General features: G+C 60.1%; 24 protein-coding genes. 5 read left to right on the top strand and 19 right to left on the bottom strand.

The window, feature by feature from the left end; translation table 11 throughout:
• Positions 1 to 21: 21 nt before the first annotated feature.
• Positions 22 to 429 (bottom strand): large-conductance mechanosensitive channel protein MscL, encoded by a 408-nt coding sequence (mscL, locus tag GWQ31_RS18720; protein ID WP_021138161.1) that lies wholly within the window; start codon positions 427 to 429, stop codon positions 22 to 24.
• Positions 430 to 686: 257 nt separating this feature from the next.
• Between mscL and GWQ31_RS18715 the strand changes: the two genes are divergently transcribed.
• From GWQ31_RS18715 to nqrE, 4 genes are all read left to right on the top strand, one after another.
• Entirely contained in the window at positions 687 to 1403 is a 717-nt protein-coding gene (locus GWQ31_RS18715; RefSeq protein WP_265420950.1) for a disulfide isomerase DsbC N-terminal domain-containing protein, read from the top strand.
• The gene (gene recJ / locus GWQ31_RS18710; protein WP_087755072.1) at positions 1369 to 3099 is read left to right on the top strand and encodes a single-stranded-DNA-specific exonuclease RecJ; all 1731 of its coding nucleotides are present in this window, start codon (positions 1369 to 1371) and stop codon (positions 3097 to 3099) included. The genes GWQ31_RS18715 and recJ overlap by 35 nt, the downstream gene beginning before the upstream one ends.
• 409 nt (positions 3100 to 3508) lie before the next feature.
• Positions 3509 to 3820, top strand: coding sequence for a hypothetical protein (locus GWQ31_RS18705; RefSeq protein ID WP_275910002.1), 312 nt, complete (start codon positions 3509 to 3511; stop codon positions 3818 to 3820).
• Between the two features lie 166 nt (positions 3821 to 3986).
• Positions 3987 to 4586 (top strand): NADH:ubiquinone reductase (Na(+)-transporting) subunit E, encoded by a 600-nt coding sequence (gene nqrE / locus GWQ31_RS18700; protein WP_169045550.1) that lies wholly within the window; start codon positions 3987 to 3989, stop codon positions 4584 to 4586.
• A gap of 41 nt (positions 4587 to 4627) precedes the next feature.
• On the opposite strand, the gene GWQ31_RS18695 is transcribed toward nqrE, so the two are convergent.
• The 17 genes from GWQ31_RS18695 to leuS all read right to left on the bottom strand — a co-directional run bounded on the left by GWQ31_RS18695 (position 4628) and on the right by leuS (position 21079).
• Entirely contained in the window at positions 4628 to 5200 is a 573-nt protein-coding gene (locus GWQ31_RS18695; RefSeq protein ID WP_275910001.1) for an alpha/beta fold hydrolase, read from the bottom strand.
• Positions 5201 to 5341: 141 nt separating this feature from the next.
• Positions 5342 to 5833 carry a GNAT family N-acetyltransferase gene (locus GWQ31_RS18690; protein WP_275910000.1) on the bottom strand — a complete coding sequence of 164 codons (492 nt, stop codon included), beginning with the start codon at positions 5831 to 5833 and terminating at the stop codon, positions 5342 to 5344.
• Between the two features lie 120 nt (positions 5834 to 5953).
• Positions 5954 to 6919: a lipoyl synthase gene (gene lipA, locus GWQ31_RS18685; protein ID WP_017412924.1), complete on the bottom strand. Its 966-nt coding sequence runs from the start codon at positions 6917 to 6919 to the stop codon at positions 5954 to 5956.
• 85 nt (positions 6920 to 7004) lie between these two features.
• The gene (lipB, locus tag GWQ31_RS18680) at positions 7005 to 7682 is read right to left on the bottom strand and encodes a lipoyl(octanoyl) transferase LipB (RefSeq protein ID WP_005317363.1); all 678 of its coding nucleotides are present in this window, start codon (positions 7680 to 7682) and stop codon (positions 7005 to 7007) included.
• An 81-nt stretch (positions 7683 to 7763) separates the two neighbouring features.
• Positions 7764 to 8027: a DUF493 family protein YbeD gene (gene ybeD / locus GWQ31_RS18675; RefSeq protein ID WP_005317360.1), complete on the bottom strand. Its 264-nt coding sequence runs from the start codon at positions 8025 to 8027 to the stop codon at positions 7764 to 7766.
• Positions 8028 to 8306: 279 nt separating this feature from the next.
• Positions 8307 to 9497, bottom strand: coding sequence for a serine hydrolase (locus GWQ31_RS18670; protein ID WP_059111444.1), 1191 nt, complete (start codon positions 9495 to 9497; stop codon positions 8307 to 8309).
• Positions 9498 to 9692: 195 nt separating this feature from the next.
• The gene (locus GWQ31_RS18665; RefSeq protein WP_275909999.1) at positions 9693 to 10652 is read right to left on the bottom strand and encodes a septal ring lytic transglycosylase RlpA family protein; all 960 of its coding nucleotides are present in this window, start codon (positions 10650 to 10652) and stop codon (positions 9693 to 9695) included.
• The gene (mltB, locus tag GWQ31_RS18660; RefSeq protein WP_275909998.1) at positions 10594 to 11592 is read right to left on the bottom strand and encodes a lytic murein transglycosylase B; all 999 of its coding nucleotides are present in this window, start codon (positions 11590 to 11592) and stop codon (positions 10594 to 10596) included. The genes GWQ31_RS18665 and mltB overlap by 59 nt, the downstream gene beginning before the upstream one ends.
• On the bottom strand, positions 11592 to 12695 hold the full coding sequence (gene rodA, locus GWQ31_RS18655) for a rod shape-determining protein RodA (protein WP_021138172.1): 1104 nt from the start codon (positions 12693 to 12695) through the stop codon (positions 11592 to 11594). The genes mltB and rodA overlap by 1 nt, the downstream gene beginning before the upstream one ends.
• Positions 12688 to 14604 carry a penicillin-binding protein 2 gene (gene mrdA, locus GWQ31_RS18650; RefSeq protein ID WP_021138173.1) on the bottom strand — a complete coding sequence of 639 codons (1917 nt, stop codon included), beginning with the start codon at positions 14602 to 14604 and terminating at the stop codon, positions 12688 to 12690. The genes rodA and mrdA overlap by 8 nt, the downstream gene beginning before the upstream one ends.
• A gap of 101 nt (positions 14605 to 14705) precedes the next feature.
• A complete protein-coding gene (gene rlmH, locus GWQ31_RS18645) occupies positions 14706 to 15173 on the bottom strand; it encodes a 23S rRNA (pseudouridine(1915)-N(3))-methyltransferase RlmH (RefSeq protein WP_017411988.1) in 468 nt (155 codons plus the stop codon).
• A gap of 19 nt (positions 15174 to 15192) precedes the next feature.
• On the bottom strand, positions 15193 to 15534 hold the full coding sequence (rsfS, locus tag GWQ31_RS18640) for a ribosome silencing factor (protein WP_005317340.1): 342 nt from the start codon (positions 15532 to 15534) through the stop codon (positions 15193 to 15195).
• A gap of 185 nt (positions 15535 to 15719) precedes the next feature.
• Complete coding sequence (gene nadD, locus GWQ31_RS18635) at positions 15720 to 16364, bottom strand: nicotinate-nucleotide adenylyltransferase (RefSeq protein WP_275909997.1); 645 nt, start codon at positions 16362 to 16364, stop codon at positions 15720 to 15722.
• Positions 16365 to 16440: 76 nt separating this feature from the next.
• A complete protein-coding gene (holA, locus tag GWQ31_RS18630) occupies positions 16441 to 17472 on the bottom strand; it encodes a DNA polymerase III subunit delta (RefSeq protein ID WP_005317335.1) in 1032 nt (343 codons plus the stop codon).
• On the bottom strand, positions 17472 to 17618 hold the full coding sequence (locus GWQ31_RS18625) for a DNA polymerase III subunit delta (RefSeq protein WP_275909996.1): 147 nt from the start codon (positions 17616 to 17618) through the stop codon (positions 17472 to 17474). The genes holA and GWQ31_RS18625 overlap by 1 nt, the downstream gene beginning before the upstream one ends.
• 13 nt (positions 17619 to 17631) lie before the next feature.
• Positions 17632 to 18114, bottom strand: coding sequence for an LPS assembly lipoprotein LptE (gene lptE, locus GWQ31_RS18620; protein ID WP_275909995.1), 483 nt, complete (start codon positions 18112 to 18114; stop codon positions 17632 to 17634).
• A 166-nt stretch (positions 18115 to 18280) separates the two neighbouring features.
• Positions 18281 to 21079: a leucine--tRNA ligase gene (leuS, locus tag GWQ31_RS18615; protein ID WP_275909994.1), complete on the bottom strand. Its 2799-nt coding sequence runs from the start codon at positions 21077 to 21079 to the stop codon at positions 18281 to 18283.
• Between the two features lie 145 nt (positions 21080 to 21224).
• On the opposite strand from leuS, the gene GWQ31_RS18610 reads away from it, so the two are divergent.
• Entirely contained in the window at positions 21225 to 21731 is a 507-nt protein-coding gene (locus GWQ31_RS18610) for a zinc ribbon-containing protein (RefSeq protein ID WP_005317324.1), read from the top strand.
• Between the two features lie 10 nt (positions 21732 to 21741).
• On the opposite strand, the gene GWQ31_RS18605 is transcribed toward GWQ31_RS18610, so the two are convergent.
• On the bottom strand, positions 21742 to 21868 hold a 127-nt coding region (locus GWQ31_RS18605; protein WP_265421721.1), incomplete at its 5' end, for an integrase core domain-containing protein.

Raw genomic sequence — 21868 nt, 5'->3', positions numbered from 1 at the left:
GTCGCTGCTTATATGAGCTGTTTACTTGCCTTGTTGTGACTTGAGCAGATCGCGAATTTCGCTCAGCAGCTCCTGATCCTTGGTGGGACCGGCGGGGGCTGCGGCCTCTTCCTGCTTGCGCTTGAGAGTATTGATGGCTTTGAGCCCCATGAAGATAGCGAAGGAGATGATCAGAAAATCGATGATGGTCTGGATAAATTTGCCGTAGGCGATGACCACGGCCGGGGTTGCACCCTCGGCGGCCTTCAGGGTCACGGCCAGATCGCTGAAGTCCACACCACCCAGGATCAGGCCGATGGGTGGCATGATGACGTCGCCCACGAAGGAGGAGACGATTTTGCCGAAAGCGGCGCCAATGATGATACCGACTGCCATGTCGATGACGTTGCCTCGGGCGGCAAAGGCCTTGAACTCTTGAATCAGACTCATGTTTCCCTCCAAAAATGGGTAAATTGCAGCCGTCGCCGCATCAAAATTTGAATAATCAAGCATCAGGAAAACAGAGGATGGCCGCTTTTTCCTGTCGCCACGGTTAGCTTGCTGGGCCGCTGCCCAATTGGCAACCTGTCAGGGAGGGATTTTTTTGCAGGTCTCTCTATTAATCAATCAGTAATTAACAAGTTGAGGCCAGGACATGGCCTGAGTTACCTTGTGAGTCCATTCGTTCATGCCAAGTGAGTAAAAGAGTGAAGCATTTACTACTGGGAATGATGCTGCTGTGCACCTTTGCTGCCAGCGCGGGGATGGATCCCCAATTATTGAAACAGCGTATAGAGCAGCGACTCGGGGTTCAGGTCTATCTGGTGGATGCGACCCCCATGCCCGGCCTCTTCATGCTGGGCACCAGTCAGGGGCCGCTCTATGCCGATGCAGGGGGCGACTATGTGCTTCAGGGCATCATGCTGGATCTGGGCCACGACATGAAAAACCTCACCATGCTGGGTCAGCGTCAGCAACGTCAGCGGGCGCTGGCCCAGATTGGCGAACGGCGTATGCAGCTCAAGGCCGAGCCCGAGCGTCACAGCGTCACCCTGTTTACCGATCTGACCTGCCGCAACTGCCGTACCGCGCTGGATGAGTTGCCCATTTTGCAGGCACAGGGGGTGAGTGTGCAGTTACTGCCAGCGCTGGGTACCTTCGCCGATGTGGCAGAGGCACAGGCGCTCTGGTGCGATCCCGAGCTGCTGCGCGAACTTGAGCTCAGTGATCGTTTGCCTGCGACCGGCTGTAATGAGATCCTTGCCCATCATATCGGCCTGAGCCAGTGGCTCGGGATCAAGGCGCTGCCGAGCTGGGTCCTGCCAAACGGGGATCTGGTGCGGGGTTATCAGAGCCCTGAACAACTGCTCAAGATACTGGATCACATCAATGCCCCTGCAAATCCGTCGTCGTCCGCGAGTTGATGATTCCCATCTGCCCGCTACTTTGCACCCACTGCTTCGTCAAGTCTTTGCCAGCCGGGGGGTAGAGGATCCTGCCCTGCTCGAGCGCAGCGCCAGCCAGCTGTTGCCGCCCCAGCGCCTGTTCGGCATGGAGCAGGCAGTGCCCCTGTTGGCAGCTGCGCTGACCGCCCAGCAGCGCATCCTCATCGTCGGTGATTTTGACTGCGATGGCGCCACCAGCTCGGCCCTGTGCGTGCTGGCGTTGCGAGCAATGGGGGGCCACCACATCGATTTTCTGGTGCCCAACCGTTTCGAATTCGGCTATGGCCTGACCCCGGAGATAGTCGAGCTGGCGGTAGCGCGCGGCGCCGAGTTCCTCATCACGGTGGACAATGGCATCTCCAGCATCGCCGGGGTGGCGGCGGCCAAGGCGGCCGGCATGCAGGTACTGGTTACCGATCATCACCTGCCGGGCCAGGAGCTGCCTGCTGCCGACGCGATAGTGAACCCTAACCAGCACGGCTGCGACTTCCCCTCCAAGTCCCTGGCCGGGGTGGGGGTGGCCTTCTATCTGATGGCGGCCCTCAACACCCATCTGCGCCAATTGGGCTGGTATGAGCGCCAGGGCATTCGTGCCCCCAATGTGGCGGATTACCTGGATCTGGTGGCCCTCGGCACTGTCGCCGACGTGGTGGCGCTGGATGGCAACAACCGCATCCTGGTGCATCAGGGGTTGCAGCGGATCCGGGCCGGTCGCTGCCGTCCCGGCATTCAGGCGCTGGTGGATGTGTCGGGCCGCGATGGCCGCCGTCTCACCGCCGCCGACCTTGGTTTTGCGCTGGGGCCGCGCCTCAATGCGGTGGGCCGGCTCGATGACATGTCCCTCGGGGTCGCCTGTCTGCTCAGCGACGATCTCAATCTGGCGCGCCAGCTCGCCTCCGAGATGGACAGCCTCAATCAGGAGCGCAAGGAGATAGAACAGGGGATGCAGCAGGAGGCACTCGCCACCCTGGAGCAGATCCGGTTTCGCGATGGCGAGGTGCCTTCCGGCATAGTGCTGCACAGAGACGAGTGGCATCAGGGGGTAGTGGGGCTGGTGGCCTCCAAGGTGAAGGAGAAGTACTACAGGCCTGTGATCGCGTTTGCCGAGAGCAGCGAGACCGAGCTCAAGGGCTCGGGGCGCTCCATTCCCGGCGTGCATCTGCGCGATGCCCTCGAACTGCTCGATACCCGCCATCCGGGCCTGATGGGCAAATTTGGCGGCCACGCCATGGCGGCGGGGCTGACCCTGCCCAAGGCCAATATCGAGGCCTTTGGCCGCGCCTTCGAGACGGTGATCGGCGAGCTGGTGACCCCTGAGCTGCTGACCGGGGTACTGCTCACCGACGGCGAACTGCTGCCGGATGAGCTCAGCCTTGAGCTGGCTGAGCTTATTCGCGCCTCCGGCCCCTGGGGCCAGGCCTTCCCCGAGCCGCTGTTTGACGGCGAATTCGTGCTGGTGCAGCAGCGGCTGGTGGGGGAGAAACACCTCAAGATGATGCTGACCACGGATTCCGGCCATGCGGTGGATGCCATCGCCTTCGGGGTCGATCTCAAGCGCTGGCCGGATGCCTCGGTAAAGCGTGTGCGGTTGGTCTACCGGCTCGATGTCAACGAGTGGCGCGGCAACCGCAGCGTGCAGCTGCTGGTGGAGCATCTGGAAGCGGCCGGTCTCTAGTCCGGCAGCAATAGCGCTCCGTTGATGACAACGGCCACCCTCGGGTGGCCGTTTTGTTATCGGAGACGGCGCTCATCACGCCTGATGGACTCGAGTGCCAACGAGAGGGGCCGGTACGCCCCCATTTTTATCCCAGCTTTTAAATGCCGGTTTTGTGGGTAAAGTGGGTGTTTTACATCAAGTTTCGCTTCGTACTGGATGCAAGAATTCAATAAAGAGCATGCCTGTGATATATTCGCCCCCGTTCAATCCCTTGCCTTTTCAAGGAGCCTGACCCTTGCCACCCCTTGGCCGATCACAGCCGGGATGGATGGCTCTCGCCATCGCCTGCTTACTGTGGCTTGCTGCGTTTACCGCGGCAGGGGTCACTGCGTCCGATCTGCCGGCATCTGTTGTGTCTGCGGCCCCTATGCAATTGCACGGGGCGTCCGATCAAGGGTTGGCAAACAGTGTCAGTCTGCCACCTGCCGCTCATTGGCGGCTCGGCGTCGAGCAGGGGCGCCGGCTGGAGGGAGCCAATCACCCCCATTTCGACCAGATGCTGCTGGCCTGGTTCCAGCACGACATCCTGGGTTTGCTCTGTGGTTTGTTGTTCTTCCTGCCCCTCATCTACCTCAGGCAGCTGTCCAGCTACTTGGGGGACCTTCATAAACGGCTGCTGTTCGGCCAGCATCTGCAATTTCGCTTCTGCCACGGTGACTCGTGTCCGGCTTGCCGCTGAGCGCGCACCGGATCCCGGCTTCTTCTCGTCGATAGACAACTGGCACCCGCCTGCTGGCTGATGCCGGGGTCTGCTGCCGCGCCTTGTTGCCCCTGCCTGTTTGCTCTGACCTGTTGGTCGGGTGCCGTGGCAGGGTTGTTCCCTGCACAAGCTGTGAGCCGATCCGATGGATTATTATGTAAACCTGTTTATTCAGTCGATTTTTGTCGAAAACCTGGCGCTGGCCTTCTTTCTGGGCATGTGTACCTTTCTGGCCGTTTCCAAGAACATCAACACTGCATTTGGCCTGGGCATGACGGTGCTGGTGGTCATGGTGATCGCCATTCCCCTCAACAATCTGATCTACCGCCATATCCTGCGCCCGGGCAGCACCTTCCTCGGGGAGTTTGATCTCGGCTTTCTCGATTTCATCATCTATATCGGGGTGCTTGCCGCGCTGGTGCAAGTGATGGAGATGGTGCTCGACAAGCATTTCCCGGCGCTCCATCACGCCCTGGGCATCTATCTGCCGCTCCTGACGGTGCACTGCGCCATCTTCGGCGGTGTCATGTTCATGGCCCAGCGGGATTACGATTTCATCGAATCCGTGGTGTATGGAGCGGGCTCCGGACTTGGCTGGTTGCTGGCCATCGTCGCCATCGCCGGCCTGCGCCAGAAGATGAAGTATTCGAATGTGCCCGAGGGGCTGCGCGGCATTGGCATTACCTTCATAGTGGCAGGGCTGATGTCGCTCGGCTTCATGTCCTTCTCCGGCATGTCGCTCTAGACACGCAGCCTGTGAAAACGGCCACTTGTGTGGCCGTTTTACTATTCGGCGGGGGCTATCATCCCCAGCAGCCGGTCGTGGACCAGCGGCAGTGTCAGGAAACCGTCCCGATCGAGGAAGTGGCCACCCTGCTCCAGGCTGTAGAGTGGCGCGGCCAGCTGCTCGCTAAGGTGCTGGCAGTAGCGATAGGGCACTATGGCATCGTTCCGGGAGGCAACGACAACCCGTTGTGGTGCCAATGTCATGATGTGCGCCGGGTCGTAACGCTGGGTCATGAAGGCATCCAGCTCCGGCAGGGTATGCAGCGGCTGGTCGAAACCGGATACCAGCAGGATACCGCCCACCCGGCGGGAGGCGGGCTGGCGGCTGAGCTGGCGCAGTATGGTGATGCAACCAAGGCTGTGGCCCAGCAGGAAGGTATGCTCGTCGTGATCCTGGACAAGGCGGTCCATGGCTTGATCCCAGGCATCAGGCTCGGGATGGTGCGGGTTTGGCATGGCCAGCACCTCGACATGAATACCGCGAGACTCGAGTTTCTCCTTGAGCCAGGGGAACCAGTGGGACTGGGGGGAGGCAGTGTAGCCGTGCACGATAAAGACGCGGGTGTGTGACATGAGCATGATCCTGAAACGGGGCAACAGGGAATGAAAAACCGTGCCGCTGCGGCAACTGGCCGGGGCGGCCACATCATAGCAGCCCCCGCCTGACCGCAACACGCCCCTGGCGGGATGGGGGCAAGATGAGGCTCAACAAAACTAACCCAGCAGCTTGGCCATGTTGTGCCCTGTGATGATGAAGCCTGCCTCCTGATAGAGCGCCAGGGCCCGCGGGTTGTCGTACGCGACCCGCAGCTTGATCTGGCTGATGCCACTGGCCCTGAGACTGGCTTCCAGTGCCGCTATGGCGGCCTTGCCATAGCCCTGGCTGCGCAGGGCCGGGTCGATATAGAAGTCGTAGATAAAGGTGGCGTCATCATCGGCATTGATGGCGTGCCAGAGATAGCCCAGTGGCTCTGCCTCTTCTCCCGTCACCTCGCCCGGCATGATGCAGAGCAAACAGTGACCCGGGGTGGCGATCCCCTGGGGCAGGTACTGCAGCAGGGAGGCCTCTGACTTGCGGCGAGCGGTGGCGAGATCATAGCCATGGTTGCTGGCCAGATCTTGTGCGTAGTCCTCGAGGGAGCGGTCGTAGAAGACGGAATAATAGGCAGCGCTCATGGGGAGCAGACGAACGAGGGGGGTTGGCATCTTGGGTATCACTCCTGAAAAAGGAGCGATTACGTTAACGCTATGGCGGGGCGATCGCAAACGACTGATCTATAAGAAGAGCGCCCTTGGGCGCTCTTCTTAAGTAAAGGAGGGAAGAGATTACTTGACCTCTTCCCCCTTGGCTTGCAGGTCCGCATGGTAGGAGGAGCGCACGAAGGGGCCGCAGGCGGCGTGGGAGAAGCCCAGCCCCATGGCGACATCTTTCAGCTCGTCAAACTCTGCGGGCGGCACGTAGCGCTTCACCGGCAGGTGGTGGCGGCTTGGCTGCAGGTACTGACCCAGGGTCAGCATGTTGACACCGTGCTCGCGCAGATCTTTGAGCACCTGCACTATCTCCTCGTTGGTCTCGCCAAGGCCCATCATGACACCGGATTTGGTCGGCACATGGGGGTGCATCTCCTTGATGCGGCGCAGCAGTTCAAGGGACCACTTGTAGTCGGCACCGGGGCGGGCGACACGGTACATGCGCGGTGCGGTTTCCAGGTTGTGGTTGAACACGTCCGGCGGCGTTTCGCGGAACACCTCCAGCGCCTGCTCCATGCGGCCACGGAAGTCCGGGGTCAGGATCTCGATGCGGGTCTGGGGGCTGTGTTCGCGGATCTGCTTGATGCAGTCGGCGAAGTGCTGGGCACCGCCGTCGCGCAGATCGTCGCGGTCCACCGAGGTGATGACCACGTATTTCAGCCCCATCTCCTTGATGGTGAGTGCCAGCTTCTGCGGCTCGTCGGGATCCAGCGCCAGCGGGCGGCCGTGGGCCACGTCGCAGAAGGGGCAACGACGGGTGCAGATGGCCCCCATGATCATGAAGGTGGCGGTGCCGTGGTTGAAGCACTCGGCCAGGTTGGGGCAGGAGGCCTCTTCACACACTGAGTGCAGCTTGTTCTTGCGCAGCGTGCTCTTGATGTGCTCGATCTTCTGGCTCGACGGCGGCAGCTTGATCCGCATCCAGTCCGGCTTGCGCAGCACTTCCTCGTTGGGATCCGGCATGAATTTCACCGGGATCAGGGCCATCTTGTCGCCATCGCGCAGCTTGACGCCCGGCTCCATACGAACGGGTTTGCTCATGATTCACTCTCGGTGTTTGTTATTGTCTGGTTGATAGCCGTTTGGGCCATTTTCATGCCCTCATGGACGCCCGGCATGGGCTTGCTCATGGGGTATCGTCGGCATTCGTGATCGTTTGATAGCCAATCAGGCTGGCCAGTTCGGCCACCAGAATGGCTTGCGCCTCGGCCACGCTTTGCGGGCCGCCCAGGGCGCTGGTCTGGGTCATGGCCATGCCCGCATAGCCGCACGGGTTGATGCGCAGGAAGGGGGTCATGTCCATGTTGATGTTGAGTGCCAGGCCGTGAAACGAGCAACCCTTGCGGATCCGCAGGCCCAGGGAGGCGAGTTTGGCCTCCATGCCCAGCTCGTTGGTCACATAGACGCCGGGGGCATCGGCCTTGGCATAGGCCTGGATATCGCTTTTTGCCAGGGTATTGATGATGGCGGTTTCCAGGCAGGTCACCAGCTCGCGTACCGACAGCTTGCTGCGGCGCACATCCACCAGTACATAGAGCACCAGTTGGCCGGGGCCGTGATAGGTCACCTGACCGCCACGATCGCTCTGCACCACGGGGATGTCACCGGGAGCGAGCAGATGCTCGGCCTTGCCAGCCTGGCCCTGGGTGTAGACTGGATCGTGCTCCACCACCCAGAACTCATCCGGGGTATCGCTGGTGCGGTTATCGGTGAAGGCCTTCATGGCATCCCATACCGGCTGGTAGGGGCGGCGACCCAACTGTCTGACTAACAGCTGTGGTTGGGCGGGGATCTGGAGTGACATGGTTCCTCACTGACAGGCGCTTGAGTCGGCAAAACAGGATTGCACAAAATCAATCGCCCCTGGCGGGGCGAGAGAGGTGGCTTACAGAACGTAGCGAACCAGCTCGATCTTGCCGAGAGCTGTGTACATGGCTTCGATATGTTCCTTGCTCTGGGCCGTCACAGTGACCCGCACCGAGTGGTAGTTACCCTTGGTGCTGGGTTGAACGGTCGGGCTGTAAGTGCCTGGGGCGTGCTGCTGCAGCACTTCTACCACCAGATCAGGCAGTGCCGGATCGGCTACGCCGAGCACCTTGAACGGGAACTTGCAGGGGAACTCCAGCAGTTCATCAAACTTGGTATTCATCTACTCACCTTTTGGCGTCATCACGGGATGACCTTATCTTTCATCTTGTGTGGCCAAGTGGCCTATGGCCCATCAGGGCCGCCAGTACAAGTCTATATGGGCATTGCCCGGGCCGGGATCAAGGCCCAGACTGATCGACAAGACATGGAGGTGCTGCTTTTTACCACAAATCAGCTGGCGGCGGAACCTGCAGATTGCAGGGTTATTCGCTCACAGAGACCCTAACTGGAGAGCGGCGCCTATTGGCGCCGCTCTTTTATCACTATTTTATCCTGTGGCTTACTTGAACCAGCTGGTGACCAGCAGTACCAGGTAATCCCACAGACGGCTCATCAGACCGCCTTCCTGCACTTCTTCCAGCGCAACCAGGGGAACCTGCTTGATCTCCTTGTCGCCCTGCTTCAGGAACACTGTGCCCACTCGCTGACCCTTGGCCAGCGGTGCTTTCAGTTCGCTTTCAAGCTGGAAGTCCGCCTTCAGGTTGTTGCCCTGACCACGGGTGACCAGCACAGACACATCCTTGTCGACGCCCAGTTTCACTTCCGGCTTGTCACCCATCCAGATCTTCTGGGTGACCAGCTCGGTGCCGGCCTTGTACGGGGTCAGGCTCTGGAAGAAACGGAAGCCGTAGGTGAGCAGTTTCTTGCTCTCGGCGGCGCGGGAACCTTCGCTGCTGGCGCCCAGCACAACGGCGATCAGGCGCATGCCTTCATTGTTGGTGGCGGAGGAAACCAGATTGTAACCAACCTGGCTGACGTGGCCTGTCTTGATGCCGTCCACTTGCAGGGACTGATCCCACAGCAGGCGGTTGCGGTTGTGCTGGGTGATGCCGTTGAACACGAAGGATTTCTGGGCGTAGATCTTGTACTCCTCCGGCTGATCGTGGATCAGGGCCTGACCCAGACGAGCCATGTCGCGAGCAGTACTGTAGTGACCTTCTTCATCCAGTCCGTGGGGGTTTTTGAATTGGGTATCTTTCATCCCCAGCTTGGCGGACCAGGCATTCATCAGACTGGCGAAGGAGTCAGTGCTGCCCGCCAGGAATTCGGCCATGGCGACGCAGGCGTCGTTGCCGGACTGGATGATGATGCCCTTGTTCAGATCATCGACGGAGACCTGTTTGCCCACCTCGATAAACATCTTGGAGGAGTCGGTGTAGTTTTTGGACCAGGCGTTCTTGCTGATGGTCACCATGTCGGTGTTCTTGATGTTTCCTTCCAGCAGCTCGTGACCAATGATGTAGGAGGTCATCATCTTGGTCAGGCTGGCGGGCGGCAGGCGTTCATCGGCATTGTCTTCTGCCAGCACCTGGCCCGAGTAGTAGTCGATCAGAATATGGGCCTTGGCGGAGATCTCCGGCGCGGCGGGAACGACCATGGGGGCGGCGTTCGGTGTGGGTACAGGTGTGTTGGCCTGGGCGGTGGCGCTTATCAGGGAGGCCAGAATAACTGAACGGGCAAATTTGGACATCTTGAAATTCCTGGAGCCTGGATGGGGGGTAACCCAAGTTAAAATGCGGGCTTAACTATACCAGAAGCGCCCGTTGGTCATAGTCCGACGTGCCATCTGGCCTGGTTTTTTATCCATCAGTAGTGGGTATCACGCCGGGAAACGACGTGATACCCATCAAGATGGCGGTGGCCACCTTCATATGAGCCACACGGCTCAGGGGACGATAAAGGCTTGCTCCAGCCCCCCCTGACGGATCTGTGCCAGCAGGGTGGCCTGCTGATCGGCGGCGACCGGGCCCAGCAGGACACGGAAGAGGGCATTGTGTGTCACCACTTGATACGGCACGCCGTAGCGCTGGGTCATCACCTTGCCCATGGCTTCGGCTCTCTCTTTGGAGCCACTGGCCAGCACCTGGATCATCTTGCCGTCGCCGCTACTGGCGGGGGCAGCAGCCTTGGCCGGTGCCGGTTTGGCTGCCGTGGTTTTGACGGGCGCGGCAGCAGCGGCAGGGGTTGCCATCGCCAGCGCGGTCGGTTCACCCAGGAAGCCGTCTTGCGATATCGTCTTGGGCGCTGCTGCGGCCGCAGTCGTCGGGGTCATTGGGATGGGCTTCATCGGCTCAATGATCATCATCTGATCCGGCGTGTCGTTGATAAGCTCCAGTCGCACGCGGGCCTCGCCACTCGCTACCATATCCAGCTGCTCTGCGGCAGTGTAGGAGAGATCGATGAGACGATCACTGCCAAAGGGACCTCTATCGTTGACTCGCACTATGGTTTCCAGCCCGTTGCTCAGGTTGGTGACCCGCACATAGCTGGGCAGCGGCAGGTTGCGGTGGGCGGCGCTGAACAGTTTGCTGTCCAGCACGTCGCCGTTGGCGGTCTTCTGGCCGTCCAGATCCGGGGCCAGCCAGCTGGCGGTACCCTCTTCGGTATAGTGCTTGATGTCGCGCCACACCTCGTTCTTCTGCTTGCCAATCCAGTAGTCACGGTTGCCGCTGGCACTCAGGGGCTCGGGGCGCGGAATGGCCCCTGTGGCTTGTGGTATCTCTATGACCTGGGGTTTTTCCTGGGGCATGGGCGCCTGCGGCAGGGGGCGTTGTTCCGGCTGGCTGCTACAGGCGGCCAACAACAAGGTCAGGCTGAGCGGGAGAAATTTGTGGCTCTGATACATACGCTTCCTGGATTGCTTGACTGAGTTGATGCACCGCCATCGCATAGAGAGGGCTGCGGTTATAGCGGGTGATCACGTAAAAATTGTGGCGCGCGACCCAGTATTCCGGTCCATCGGCCTGTTCCAATGCCAGCAACTTCACAGGCGTCTGTGGCGCCAGCGGTGTGGCAACTTCAATGCCGGCGGCAGCCAGCTCTGCCCACTGCTGCTTGAGTTCAGGCTCGGGTCTGAGCAGGGTACTGACGGGGGCCAGACCGATCAAGGCGGGCTCGACGGCGGACTCGCCCCAGCGCCATTGATGCTCGGCGAAATAGTTGGCGACGCTGCCGATGGCATCCACAGGGTTGCGAAACAGATCCCGCCGACCATCGCCGTCAAAGTCGACCGCGTAGTGGCGATAACTGGAGGGCATGAACTGCCCCATTCCCATGGCACCGGCATAGGATCCCTTGAGCGTAGTGAGGGGCCACTGTTCTTCCTCGGCCAGCAGCACCAGCTGGGCAAACTCCTTGGCAAAGAAGTCGCTGCGTTCCGGATAGTGGAAGCCCAGGGTGTAGAGACTGTCGAGCACCGAGTGGCGGCCCATCTGGCGGCCATAGAAGGTTTCGATGCCTATGATGGCGACGATGAGGGCGGCGGGCACGCTATAGGTCTGCTCGGCCCGCGCCAGGACATCGGCATGGCGTTGCCAGAAGCTGACTCCGTCCTGAATGCGGCTTGGCGTCACAAACAGCGGCCGATAGCGATACCAGGGTTTGGCTTCCCAAGGGCGGCTGATGGTGTCGAGGATCTCCTGGCGCAACTGTGCCTTGGCGGCGGCATCCTGCAACGCCGCCAGCGGCACCTGTTGCTGCTCCGCCAGCTGGCTCAGTCGCTCGGGCGAAACGGTCGCGTCCGTTGCCAGCGAGCACAGTGCTAGTGCCAGCCACCATGATTTCATCAGGCCAGCAGCCTTCTATGAGTTTGAATGGACATCAGAATGCCGAAGCCCGCCATCAGGGTCACCATTGAGGTACCACCATAGCTCACCAGGGGCAGTGGCACCCCCACCACAGGCAGTATGCCGCTCACCATGCCCATGTTGACGAACACATAGACGAAGAAGGTGAGGGTCAGGGCACCACCCAGCAGACGCTCGAAGCTGTTCTGGGCCTGCATGGAGATAAACAGGCAGCGGCTGATGATGTAGAGATAGATGACCAGCAGCAGAGCCACGCCCACCAGTCCGAACTCTTCACTGAAGACCGCAAAGATAAAGTCGGTGTGGCGTTCGGGCAGAAACTCCAGCTGGGACTGGGTGCCTTGCAGCCAGCCTTTGCCAAACACGCCACCCGAACCGATCGCTATCTTGGACTGAATGATGTGATAGCCGCGACCCAGGGGGTCTTTCTCGGGGTCTAGCAGCATCAGCACCCGCTGGCGCTGGTAGTCGTGCATCAGGAAGAACCAGAGTACCGGCATGAAGGCGCAGATCAGCATCACCGCCAGAGCAATCAGCCACCAGCTGATCCCCGCCAGGAAGATGACGAAGAAGCCGGAAGCGGCCACCAGTATGGAGGTGCCGAGATCGGGCTGGGCCGCGATCAGCAGGGTCGGCAGCAACACCATCAGCAGCGCAATGATCACATGGCTGAATTTGGGAGGCAGGGAGTGGCGACTGAGCCAGGCTGCCACCATGACGGGCATGGAGAGCTTCATCACCTCAGAGGGCTGGAACTTCATGAAGCCGAGATCAAGCCAGCGCTGTGCCCCCTTGCCGATGTGGCCAAACACGTCCACCGCGATCAGCAGCAAGACCACGACCACAAACAGGGGGACAGCCCAGCGCGCATAGAGTGAGGGAGGCAACTGGGCCAGGCCTATCATCAGGCCGAAGGCCAAGCCGCCGCGTACCAACTGGCGCACTATGGAATCCACATCCTGACCGGAGGCGGAGTAGAGCACCACCATGGAGAGGGACATCAGGGCCAGCAGGCCGAGCAACAGCGGCAGGTCGATGTGCAGTTTGTACCAGAGACTCTGCTGCCGTGAGGAATTACTCATTGGGAACGACCTCGCTTGGTGGGGACGACGGCTTGGGCGCTGGTGGCAACTGGGGCTCAGGTGGTACCAGATAGGCATCCAGCATCTGGCGCGCCACGGGCGCTGCCATGCTACTGCCACCACCGGCGTTTTCCAGCACCAGGGCCACCACGGCCTTGGGCGCATCAAAGGGGGCAAAGGCGACGAACAGTGCGTTGTCGCGATGCTCCACCTTCATGGTGCTGGCGTTGTAGACCTGATTCTCTTTCATGCCCACCACCTGGGCGGTACCCGACTTGCCTGCAGCCTTGTAGGGGGTGTTGGCAAAAGCGCGCCGCCCGGTTCCTTCATGGCCGTTGATGACGCGCCACATGCCATCCCTGGCCACTTGCCAGTAGCTGTCGCTCTTGGCCTGAAGGGCGATATTGGGGTTGACGGGGGCGTTGACCACGCCCTCTTGCGAGGCGGTGCTCTTGAGCAGGTGTGGCGTCACGTCGTGGCCGTTCTGGGTCAGAATGCTGGTGGCCTTGGCCAGCTGGATCGGTGTGGAACTCCAGTAGCCCTGACCTATGCCGATGGAGATGGTGTCCCCCTGATACCAGGGCTGGCGCCAGCGTGCCATCTTCCAGTCGCGGGACGGCATGACGCCTCGGGTCTCTTCATACAGATCCACGCCACTGTACTGGCCGAAGCCGAACTTGGTCATGTAGCTGTGGATCTTGTCGATACCGACCCGATAGGCGAGATCGTAGAAATAGGTATCCGCCGACACCTCGATGGCGCGATAGACATCGAGCCAGCCGTGACCCCATTTGCGCCAGTCACGAAACTTCTTGGTAGTGCCCGGAATGGAGAAGCTGGGGCCGCCGAAGTAGCGGTAGTTGGCGGTGATGGCCCCTTCGTTCAGCCCCATTACCGCCATCATGGGCTTGACGGTGGAGGCGGGGGCATAGATGCCCTGGGTGGTGCGGTTCACCAGCGGGCGGGCCGGATCGTTGAGCAGCGCCGAATAATTGGTGTTGGAGATGCCGGTCACGAACAGGTTGGGGTCATAGCTGGGGCTCGACTCCATGGCCAGGATGGCGCCCGTATTGGGATCCATCATGACGATGGCGCCCCGGCGACCGGCCAGCAGTTCCTGAGCCTTCAGTTGCAGGCGGATGTCGATGTTGAGGTAGATGTCCTTGCCAGGCTCGGGCGGCTGGAATTTGAGGGTACGCACCACCCGGCCGCGGTTGTTCACCTCGACCTCCTGATAACCGGCTACCCCGTGCAGCTGATCCTCGTAGAATTTCTCCACCCCCTGCTTGCCGATGTCTTTGGTGGCGGCATAGTTGGCGAATTTTTCCTCTTTCTTGAGGCGAGCCTCATCCTGGGTGTTGATCTTGGCCACATAGCCCAGCGCATGGGTGAGGGTGTCACCAAACGGATAGTAACGCTTGAGGTAAGCCTCGATGCTGGCGCCCGGGAAGTTGTGCTGGTTGACCGAGAAGAGGGCGACCTGATACTCGGTCAGCTTCTCGAACAGGGGGACCGGCTTGAAGCGGCGCTGACGCTTGACCTCGGCCAGGAACTTCTCCTTGGTCCCCTCTGGCAGCGCCAGCAGGGTGATCAGCTCGTCGGCGGTCTTGTCCAGATCCCGGGTCTCTTCCGGCACGATTTCCAGGCTGTAAACCGGGCGGTTTTCCGCCAGCAGCACGCCATTGGCGTCATAGATGAGGCCCCGCGGCGGCGCCACAGGCACAACCCGGATCCGGTTGTCGTTGGATCGGGTCTGATAGGTTTCGAAGGACTCTACCTGCAGATAATAGAGATTGCCCAGCAACACCAGCATCAGCACGACCATGCCGATGTAGGCGACCAGGGTGCGTCGGAAGAAGAGGCGGCCTTCGGCGCTGTGGTCGCGCATTTCGATGCGATTCTTCAGCATGCCGCTACCTTATGACAGACGAAGGGAGAAGACAAAAACCCCATGGGTTATTCCCTGTGATACGGGTGATATAAGGGGGTGATGCGCCAGATGTGCATGGTTCATTCCCTGTGATACGGATGATTGGTGGTAATGCTCCAGGCGCGATAGAGGCTCTCGGCCACCAGCACCCGTACCAGCGGATGGGGCAGGGTCAGCGGCGACAGCGACCAGCTCTGTTCGGCGGCGGCCTTGCACTCCGGCGACAAGCCCTCCGGGCCTCCCACCAGCAGGGCCACATCGCGGCCATCCAGTTTCCAGGCTTCCAGCTGCACGGCGAGTTGTTCCGTGGTCCAGGGCTTGCCGGGGATATCCAGGGTCACAAGGCGCGAGCGGCCGGCCGCGGCCAGCATGGCTTCCCCTTCTTTTTGCAAGATGCGGGGAATGTCGGCATTTTTACCGCGCTTTCCGGCGCCAATTTCGACGAGTTCGAATGGCATGTCTTTGGGAAAACGGCGACGGTACTCTTCGAAGCCACGCTCTACCCAGGCAGGCATCTTGGTGCCCACTGCAATCAACTGGATCTTCATCGTTTGTTACACTTGTGCCCTATTGCGCATTCACTTGAGCGGCACCGCTCCAGAGTTTTTCCAGTTGGTAGAAATCGCGATACTCATCCTGCATCACGTGCACTATTACGGACCCCAGGTCCACCAGTACCCATTCACCCGTGAGCTGGCCTTCCACGCTCAGCAGGTCGAGCCCCGCATGGCGGGCTTCGCTGGCCAGATTGTGAGCGATGGCGCTGACGTGGCGGCTGGAGTTGCCGGAACAGACGATCATGGTGTCCGTGATGCTGGATTGACCGCGCACATCGAGGGTGATGATGTCGCGGCCTTTCATGTCATCGATCTTGTCGACGATAAAGGCTTGCAGTTCTTGGCCTTGCAATGATTCTCTCCTGTATTCCGGCGCCCTGCTACTTACGTCAGGGCGGCGGATTATATCATGGTCACTCCCGTTTCCCAGTCTGGTGAAGGGGAGTGGAGCGGGGGCCATGCCAGGTCGGCAAACCAGGCCCCTGTTGATCAATATAGTGCGCAACCGGCCCGGACAATAGTCGGCACTAGTTGCATTCAGTCCGCCTGGTAGAGGCCCTGTTGCCGGATGTAATCGGCCACAGAGGCTGGCAGCAGATAGCGGGGATCCTGTCCCGCCGCCAGCAGCTCTCTTAGCCGGGTTGCCGACAGCGCTATGGGCAGATTGTCTGCCAGCCAGATATGGCCGGCAAGGCGCCGGTGCAGCGCGGTGGCATCCGTGGTGTGATGGTGTGCCAGCAGGTCGGCCACCTCGGTCGGGTAGTCAGGTTGCCAGCCGGGGCGCACGCTCACCACCAGGTGGGCGTAATCGAGCAGTGCCTGCCAGCGATGCCAGCTCGGCAGCGTGAGCAATGAATCCATCCCCATCAGGAAGCAGAGCGGGGTATCGGGCAGTTCTTCCCGCAGCGCCATCAGGGTATCTATGGTGTAAGACGGCTTGTCCCGCTTGAGCTCCCGCTCATCCACCACAAACCCCGGATTTTCCGCCGCCGCCAGTCTGACCATGGCGAGGCGCTGCTCGCTCGAACAGAAGGGATTGGCCTTGTGGGGCGGTATATGGTTCGGGATCAGGCGGATTTCGGCCAGCCCAAGCGCGTCGCGCGCGTCGATGGCCGGCCGCAAATGGCCGATATGGATGGGGTCGAAGGTGCCGCCCAGCAGGCCGATGGGGGTTTTCAGCATGACCATGCCCCCGCGTCGTCAAATGGTTTGGTGTCAACAGGGCCACTTCGGTTCTTCAGGTCTGGCGGCGAGCTCATCATGATGCTGGCTCGAGCAAAGGCAGGGGAGTGCCATCGCGAAAACCGAGGGCGAGGGTCTGCAACATCAGCCAGGCCCGTTCGGTGTCGAAGCGACGCAAGGCGTCGTCAAGCTGGGCCATCAGTTGCCACAACTGCTGCAACTTGGTGAAGGGCAACCGGGTCAGCGCCTGCTGGATCAATTGCTGGCGGCTCTGCCAGATGCGCAGGCGTGAGAAGTGCTCCACCAGCGGCTGGCCGGCTCTGGCAGCCAGGGCCAGCTCGGTGAGCTGTTCCAGCTCCCGGCACAGGGCCCAGGAGAGCATGCCGGGCTCTGTGCCCTCGGCGCGCAGGGCCAGCAGAATACGCTGGGCCCGGTTTACCTTGCCTTCCAGCAGGGTATCGATGAGCTGGAATGGCGTGAAGTGGGCGTGCCGTATGATGGTCTCTTGCAGATAGGCGACGCTGATGGGCTGGGGCGGCGCCAGCAGGGTCAGTTTTTCTATCTCCTGGCTCGCGGCCAGCAGGTTGCCCTCGTAAGAGTGGCACATGAAGTTGATGGCATCGGGCAGCGCCTTGAGGCCGAAACGCTGGAAACGGGCCCCCATCCAGCGTGGAAAGAAGCGGGGTTCGGGGTGATTGACCGGCACATAGGTGCCGCCCTGGCTGAGCTTGTCGAACCAGGCTGCCTTCATCTGGGTCTGGTTGAGGCGACCACCGCTGAGCACCAGCAGCAGATCCGGATGCAGTTGCTTGCCAATCTCGCTGATGCGGGCGGCGAGATCCTTGTCGACCTTGGCCGGCAGCTCCAGCTCTATGATCTGGCGGGCGGAGAAGAGGCTCATGGCCTGGCAGGCATCGTAGACCTGATTCCAGTCCAGCCCCGCCTCGACCACAAAGGTATGACGCTCGTCGAAACCCTGCTTGCGGGCGACCTGACGGATGGCGTCGATAGCCTCCAGTTTGAGTAGAGGCTCGTCACCAAAGATGAGGTAACAGGGCTTGAGCCCTGTTTTGAGATGATCCGCAAACTGCTCGGGATAGATCCGCATCAGAACTTGGCCTGGTTGAGTCGGTGGGGCGCAGGGGCGATGGCCTGCTCTTGCAAATTGCGCTGAGGCTCGTCACCAAAAATGAGATAGCAGGGCTTGAGCCCTGCTTTGAGATGGTCCACGAACTGCTCGGGGTCGACTCTCATCAAGATGCTCGCATCAGAACTTGACCTGACTCAGCTGGCGGATGACCAGACTGGCGGCCTGCTCTTGCATCTCCTTGCCCAGCTGCTCCTGCTCACGGGAGGAGGCCAGTGCCGCGTCCGGTTTGTTCAGGAAACTGCGGTTGAAGGTGATGGGAAACACCTGAGTCGGTTTGCCCGGCATGGAGACGGTGAACTGGGTGCTGTAGCCCAGCAAATACTCACGATCCTGGCCGATGGCGTCAACCGAGGCGACCTGGCTGGTGCTGCGCACGCCAGCCAGGGTGAGTACAGGGATGCCCTCCTTGTCTGCGAGCTGTACGCCCGCGGCCTTGAGACGAGTGGTCACCAGACGGTAGAAGTCGCTCTTGTTGTCACCGACCACCTTCATGGTCATCAGCTCGGGCGGGATGGCGGTGCCCCGCATCTGAAAACCGCAGGCCTGCAACAGCAAGCCCATCAGTGTGATGGCCATCCAGCGAGTGAGGGTGGTGCCCATATGAAATCCTCTTTGCGTGAAGTGAAGAGCGGCGGGCGTCTGCCCGCCGTCATCATGATTGGCAACGGTCAGCAGACTCCTTCCCGACCTGCTTGTTTGCAAGGGGGAAGGAGCAAGACGCTCCCTCCCATGACAAAAGGAGTGCAGGGGAGGGGCCTTGCCACCATTAGCTAGCGACAATGTTGAGCAGCTTGCCCGGTACATAGATAACTTTGCGCACTGTCAGACCGTCGGTGAACTTCTGCACAGAGGCATCGGCCATGGCGAGCTTCTCGACATCAGCTTGGCTTACTTCGGCCGGCACTGTCAGTTTGCCACGCATCTTGCCGTTGATCTGCACCACGACCAGCTTCTCGGTCTCGACCATGGCAGCTTCATCGGCCACCGGCCAGACGGCGTGATCCACGTCGTCGCCCTTGCCCAGCATCTTCCACAGCTCGAAGCCGATGTGCGGCGTGATGGGGGAGAGCATGACCACAACGGCTTCCAGCGCTTCCTGCATCAGGGCGCGGTCCTGCTCGTCGGTGCCCAGCTTGGCCAGATTGTTCATCAGTTCCATGATGGCGGCGATGGCGGTGTTGAAAGTCTGACGGCGACCCACGTCATCGCTCACCTTGGCGATGGTCTTGTGCAGCTCGCGGCGAACGGCTTTCTGTTCGCTGGTGAGGGCTGCCACATCCAGTGCCGGAACGGCACCCGCAGAGACGTGCTCGAAGGTCAGACGCCACAGGCGACGCAGGAAGCGCTGGGCGCCTTCTACACCGGAGTCGGACCACTCCAGGGTCATCTCGGCCGGGGAGGCGAACATCATGAACAGACGAACGGTATCGGCGCCGTAACGCTCCACCATCAGCTGAGGGTCTATGCCGTTGTTCTTGGACTTGGACATCTTGGTCATGCCGGAGTGAATCACTTCGCGACCCTCAAGGTCGATGGCTTTGGTGATGCGACCCTTGTCGTCACGCTCTACCTTGACGTCGGTCGGGCTGACCCAGACGTTGCCGCCCTTCTCGTCTTTGTAGTAGAAGGCGTCGGCCAGCACCATGCCCTGGCAGAGCAGGCGCTTGAACGGCTCGTCGCTGTTCACCAGCCCTGCATCACGCAGCAGCTTGTGGAAGAAGCGGGCGTAGAGCAGGTGCATACAGGCGTGCTCGATGCCGCCTATGTACTGATCCACCGGCAGCCAGTGGTTGGCAGCAGCCGGATCCAGCATACCCTTGTCGTAGTCCGGAGAGCAGTAGCGGGCGTAGTACCAGGAGGACTCCATAAAGGTGTCAAAAGTGTCAGTTTCCCGGAACGCTTCCTGGCCGTTGTAAGTGGTCTTGGCCCACTCGGCATCGGCCTTGATCGGGCTCTGGATGCCATCCATCACCACATCTTCCGGCAGCAGTACCGGCAGCTGATCTTCCGGAGTCGGCACAACTGTGCCGTCAGCCAGGGTCAGCATGGGGATGGGGGCACCCCAGTAACGCTGACGGGAGACGCCCCAGTCACGCAGACGGAAGTTGACGGTGCGTTTGCCGTGGCCGAGCCCTTCCAGCTTGTTGGTGATCTTCTTAAAGGCATTATCAAAATTGCAGCCATCGAATTCGCCGGAGTTGAACAGCACACCCTTCTCGGTGTAAGCACTTATGGTTAGAGCTGATTCATATTTTGCAATAACAGCTTCCTGTTCTGCTCTGCGGTCATGAGGCAAAGGTGCCATTACTGCCTGTTTTTCCGCTTCAGTCCAACATTCCTTGTATGCTCGATCTGCATCAGCCTGTGACATCACGCCATGCTTAAGAGCACGTTTAGCCTCCTCAACTTCACAGGGTTGGATTACAGCCTTGATATCGAGGTCATATTTGGTGGCGAATTCGAAGTCACGCTGATCGTGGGCCGGTACCGCCATCACGGCGCCGGTGCCGTAGTTCATCAGCACGAAGTTGGCGACCCAGACCGGTACCCTGCGGCCATTCAGCGGGTGAATGGCGTAGAGGCCGGTGGCCATGCCCTTCTTCTCCATGGTGGCGAGCTCGGCTTCAGCCACCTTGGTGTTCTTGCACTCTTCGATAAAGGCGGCCAGCTTCGGATTGCTTTTGGCAACTAGCAGTGCCAGCGGATGAGCGGCGGCGATACCGACATAGGTGACGCCCATCAGGGTATCGGGTCGGGTCGTGTATATGTCGATACACGCTTTACCTTTTTCTAAAGTCAGCTCCATCAAAGACTTGTTCGAAAGTTTGTTCAGTTTCGACATTGCGAAATCTATGTCGATATCGAACTGTACTGTCACCCCTTCGGAGCGGCCAATCCAGTTGCGCTGCATGGTCTTGACCATCTCCGGCCAGCCTTCCAGATTGTCGATGTCGTTCAACAGCTCTTCGGCATAGTCGGTGATCTTGATGAACCACTGGGGGATCTCTTTTTGCTCCACCGGGGTGTCACAGCGCCAGCAGCAGTTGTCGACCACCTGCTCGTTGGCCAGCACCGTCATGTCGTTCGGACACCAGTTGACGGAGGAAGTCTTCTTGTAGACCAGACCCTTTTCGTACAGCTTGGTAAAGAACCACTGCTCCCAGCGGTAGTAATCCGGCTTGCAGGTCGCCAGCTCGCGATCCCAGTCATAACCCAGCCCCAGCATCTTCAGCTGGTTCTTCATGTATTCGATGTTTTCGTAGGTCCAGGGGGCCGGTGCGGTATTATTCTTGACCGCGGCGTTCTCCGCCGGCAGACCGAATGCATCCCAACCTATGGGTTGCAGCACGTTCTTGCCATTGAGGCGTTGATAACGGGAGATCACATCACCTATGGTGTAGTTACGAACGTGCCCCATGTGTAGACGACCAGACGGATAGGGGAACATGGACAGGCAGTAGAATTTCTCCTTGTCTACTTTCTCCACGGCCTTGAAGGTTTTCTTGGCATCCCAGTGCTTTTGCACTGCTGGTTCGATCGATTGGGGAACGTATTGCTCTTGCATTGGTGACATCCGGATCTGTGAAATGAATAGATAAATCAGCTGGGAAATCGCAATAGAATACCCATATCCAGCGGCGGCAACAACCGCCAGCATCCGTCAGGCCTTATGCCGGGCATGATCAGGGTTCAGTAGAGGAGTAACGACCATGGACAAACGTCAAAAAGGGTACGAAGCCTTCATTGCAGAGTTGCAAAAGCAGTGGCAGGAGACCGAACAGTTCCAGGGGGAGCGCCTCAACCGGATGATCGCCAAGGTGCAGGCCTATCTGGAGGCCGCCAGCGACCTGACCCAGGATGAGCTGGCGTTGATCGCCGAATACGTGAAGCGGGATCTGGGCAACTATGAGCTGAGCCGCAACGATGATAAAGCCCGCAGCGATGAGGCCGTGGAGGAGTCCGCCTTCATGCTGGCCCTCAAAGACACCGCCTGGTCCTGGCTGGCGGATGTGACCGACCGCGCCCAGGTGGAGTGGCGCGAGCTGGCCGACGAGCTGGAACACAAAGGGGTGTACGAAGCGGGAGACTGGGTGGGACTGGGCGTCATGGTGTGCGAGCAGTGCGGCTGGCGCCATACAGTGCTGCACCCTCAACCACTCGATACCTGCCCCGAATGTGGCGGCCACGAATATCACCGCGAGCCGCTCTCGCCCTGAATACCATCAACTAGCTGTGTAAACCCACCAGGTTGTTCACAGATTGAAGACGACTGATGGGGGGCTTATAGCCCAGACTTGCATGAGGACGATGCCAGTTGTACTCATGCAGCCACGGTTGCAAGTGTTCTGCCCGT

This window comes from Aeromonas sp. 2MA4 (assembly GCF_029237305.1).
In the GTDB taxonomy this organism is placed as follows: Bacteria; Pseudomonadota; Gammaproteobacteria; order Enterobacterales; family Aeromonadaceae; genus Aeromonas; species Aeromonas salmonicida.
This window is presented reverse-complemented; position numbering and strand designations above follow the sequence as displayed.

What these genes read in the sequence shown, in the direction of transcription:
- mscL (WP_021138161.1), bottom strand. Translation starts at nt 429, where the DNA reads ATGAGTCTGATTCAAGAGTTCAAGGCCTTTGCCGCCCGAGGCAACGTC.
- recJ (WP_087755072.1), top strand. Translation starts at nt 1,369, where the DNA reads ATGCCCCTGCAAATCCGTCGTCGTCCGCGAGTTGATGATTCCCATCTG.
- GWQ31_RS18705 (WP_275910002.1), top strand. Translation starts at nt 3,509, where the DNA reads ATGCAATTGCACGGGGCGTCCGATCAAGGGTTGGCAAACAGTGTCAGT.
- nqrE (WP_169045550.1), top strand. Translation starts at nt 3,987, where the DNA reads ATGGATTATTATGTAAACCTGTTTATTCAGTCGATTTTTGTCGAAAAC.
- GWQ31_RS18695 (WP_275910001.1), bottom strand. Translation starts at nt 5,200, where the DNA reads ATGTCACACACCCGCGTCTTTATCGTGCACGGCTACACTGCCTCCCCC.
- GWQ31_RS18690 (WP_275910000.1), bottom strand. Translation starts at nt 5,833, where the DNA reads ATGCCAACCCCCCTCGTTCGTCTGCTCCCCATGAGCGCTGCCTATTAT.
- lipA (WP_017412924.1), bottom strand. Translation starts at nt 6,919, where the DNA reads ATGAGCAAACCCGTTCGTATGGAGCCGGGCGTCAAGCTGCGCGATGGC.
- lipB (WP_005317363.1), bottom strand. Translation starts at nt 7,682, where the DNA reads ATGTCACTCCAGATCCCCGCCCAACCACAGCTGTTAGTCAGACAGTTG.
- ybeD (WP_005317360.1), bottom strand. Translation starts at nt 8,027, where the DNA reads ATGAATACCAAGTTTGATGAACTGCTGGAGTTCCCCTGCAAGTTCCCG.
- GWQ31_RS18670 (WP_059111444.1), bottom strand. Translation starts at nt 9,497, where the DNA reads ATGTCCAAATTTGCCCGTTCAGTTATTCTGGCCTCCCTGATAAGCGCC.
- GWQ31_RS18665 (WP_275909999.1), bottom strand. Translation starts at nt 10,652, where the DNA reads ATGTATCAGAGCCACAAATTTCTCCCGCTCAGCCTGACCTTGTTGTTG.
- mltB (WP_275909998.1), bottom strand. Translation starts at nt 11,592, where the DNA reads ATGAAATCATGGTGGCTGGCACTAGCACTGTGCTCGCTGGCAACGGAC.
- rodA (WP_021138172.1), bottom strand. Translation starts at nt 12,695, where the DNA reads ATGAGTAATTCCTCACGGCAGCAGAGTCTCTGGTACAAACTGCACATC.
- mrdA (WP_021138173.1), bottom strand. Translation starts at nt 14,604, where the DNA reads ATGCTGAAGAATCGCATCGAAATGCGCGACCACAGCGCCGAAGGCCGC.
- rlmH (WP_017411988.1), bottom strand. Translation starts at nt 15,173, where the DNA reads ATGAAGATCCAGTTGATTGCAGTGGGCACCAAGATGCCTGCCTGGGTA.
- nadD (WP_275909997.1), bottom strand. Translation starts at nt 16,364, where the DNA reads ATGCTGAAAACCCCCATCGGCCTGCTGGGCGGCACCTTCGACCCCATC.
- holA (WP_005317335.1), bottom strand. Translation starts at nt 17,472, where the DNA reads ATGCGGATCTATCCCGAGCAGTTTGCGGATCATCTCAAAACAGGGCTC.
- GWQ31_RS18625 (WP_275909996.1), bottom strand. Translation starts at nt 17,618, where the DNA reads ATGAGAGTCGACCCCGAGCAGTTCGTGGACCATCTCAAAGCAGGGCTC.
- lptE (WP_275909995.1), bottom strand. Translation starts at nt 18,114, where the DNA reads ATGGGCACCACCCTCACTCGCTGGATGGCCATCACACTGATGGGCTTG.
- leuS (WP_275909994.1), bottom strand. Translation starts at nt 21,079, where the DNA reads ATGCAAGAGCAATACGTTCCCCAATCGATCGAACCAGCAGTGCAAAAG.
- GWQ31_RS18610 (WP_005317324.1), top strand. Translation starts at nt 21,225, where the DNA reads ATGGACAAACGTCAAAAAGGGTACGAAGCCTTCATTGCAGAGTTGCAA.